We start from the raw sequence: 1648 nt of genomic DNA, 5'->3' as shown, positions 1-1648 counted from the left end.
GTTGGCCAGGTCATCACCGGCCAGGCCCGCGAGCTGTGCACCCTCAAGGCCCAGAACGGCGTGCCGGACTGGAACCAGGTCGAAGCCCTGATTAAAGAGTGGAAGCCTGACGCGGTGGTGGTCGGCCTGCCCCTGAACATGGATGGCACCCCCAGTGACATGTGCCTGCGCGCCGAGAAGTTCGCGCGCCGCCTCAATGGCCGCTACAACCTGCCCTTCTATACCCACGACGAACGCCTCACCACCTTCGAAGCCAAGGGGGAGCGCCGCGACCGTGGCGGGCAAAAGGGCAGTTACCGCGACAACCCGGTAGACGCCATCGCCGCGGCCTTGCTGTTGCAGGGCTGGCTGGATGAAAACACCGCTTTATTTGAATCCTGACCCGCCGCGATCCTGTGGGAGCGGGCTTGCCCGCGAAGAACGTTAACGATACCGCGAGAAGACTGGATGAACGCGGTGCCCATGAGTTTTTCGCGAGCAAGCTCGCTCCTACACACTTGATAAGGAGCCACCATGAGCTTGCCGAACCCTGCCGAACTGATCAGCCAGATGGCGATACGCCTCAAGGCGCACCTGGAACACCGTGCCATCAGCGAACCGCGCTTTATCGGCATACGCACCGGTGGCGTGTGGGTGGCCCAGGCATTGCTGGAAGCACTGGGCAGCGATTCGCCCCTGGGCACCTTGGACGTGTCCTTCTACCGCGACGATTTCAGCCAGAACGGCCTGCATCCACAAGTGCGCCCTTCGGCCCTGCCCTTCGAGATCGAAGGCCAGCACCTGGTACTGATCGACGACGTGCTGATGAGCGGCCGCACCATCCGCGCCGCCATGAACGAACTGTTCGACTATGGCCGCCCGGCCAGCGTGACCCTGGTGTGCCTGCTGGACCTGGATGCCGGCGAACTGCCGATCAGCCCGGACGTCGTAGGCGCGACCCTGTCGCTTGCCCCCCAGCAGCGGGTAAAATTGTCCGGTCCTACGCCGCTCGAACTCGAACTGCAAGACCTTGCCCTTTAAACCGCCTTGTAAAGAGTCCCCGCGATGACGCCTCTAGATGCCAAGCGCCCGCTGCAGCTCAATGCTCAGGGCCAGTTGCAACACTTCTTGTCCCTCGACGGTTTGCCCCGCGAACTGCTCACCGAAATCCTCGACACCGCCGATTCGTTCCTGGAAGTCGGTGGCCGGGCAGTGAAGAAAGTCCCGCTGTTGCGCGGTAAAACCATCTGCAACGTGTTCTTCGAGAACTCCACCCGCACCCGCACCACCTTTGAACTGGCGGCCCAGCGGCTGTCGGCCGATGTGATCACGTTGAACGTGTCCACCTCGTCGGCGAGCAAGGGCGAAACCCTGCTCGATACCCTGCGCAACCTGGAAGCCATGGCAGCCGACATGTTCGTGGTACGCCACGGCGACTCCGGCGCTGCGCATTTCATCGCCGAGCATGTGTGCCCGAACGTGGCGATCATCAATGGCGGCGACGGCCGTCACGCGCACCCGACCCAGGGCATGCTCGACATGCTCACCATTCGTCGGCACAAGGGCAGCTTTGAAAACCTCTCGGTAGCCATCGTCGGCGACATCCTGCATTCGCGGGTTGCACGTTCGAACATGCTGGCTCTCAAGGCCCTGGGTTGCCCGGATATCC

At 62.6% G+C, this 1648-nt stretch carries 2 protein-coding genes and 1 pseudogene; all 3 read left to right on the top strand.

Features of this window, described 5'->3' with window-relative positions; all coding sequences use genetic code 11:
• The coding region (gene ruvX, locus BKD70_RS23915) for a Holliday junction resolvase RuvX (RefSeq protein WP_070415525.1) at positions 1-381 on the top strand (381 nt) is incomplete at its 5' end.
• 132 nt (positions 382-513) lie between these two features.
• Positions 514-1020, top strand: a complete 507-nt coding sequence (pyrR, locus tag BKD70_RS23910; protein ID WP_019817751.1) for a bifunctional pyr operon transcriptional regulator/uracil phosphoribosyltransferase PyrR — start codon at positions 514-516, stop codon at positions 1018-1020.
• Between the two features lie 24 nt (positions 1021-1044).
• Positions 1045-1648, top strand: a pseudogene (gene pyrB / locus BKD70_RS23905) (aspartate carbamoyltransferase catalytic subunit); the annotation flags it as partial.

The organism is Pseudomonas sp. BS-2016 (assembly GCF_001806145.1).
Lineage (GTDB): Bacteria > Pseudomonadota > Gammaproteobacteria > Pseudomonadales > Pseudomonadaceae > Aquipseudomonas > Aquipseudomonas lundensis.
The sequence above is the reverse complement of the archived record's forward strand: the minus strand, read 5'-3'. Positions and strand labels throughout refer to the sequence as shown.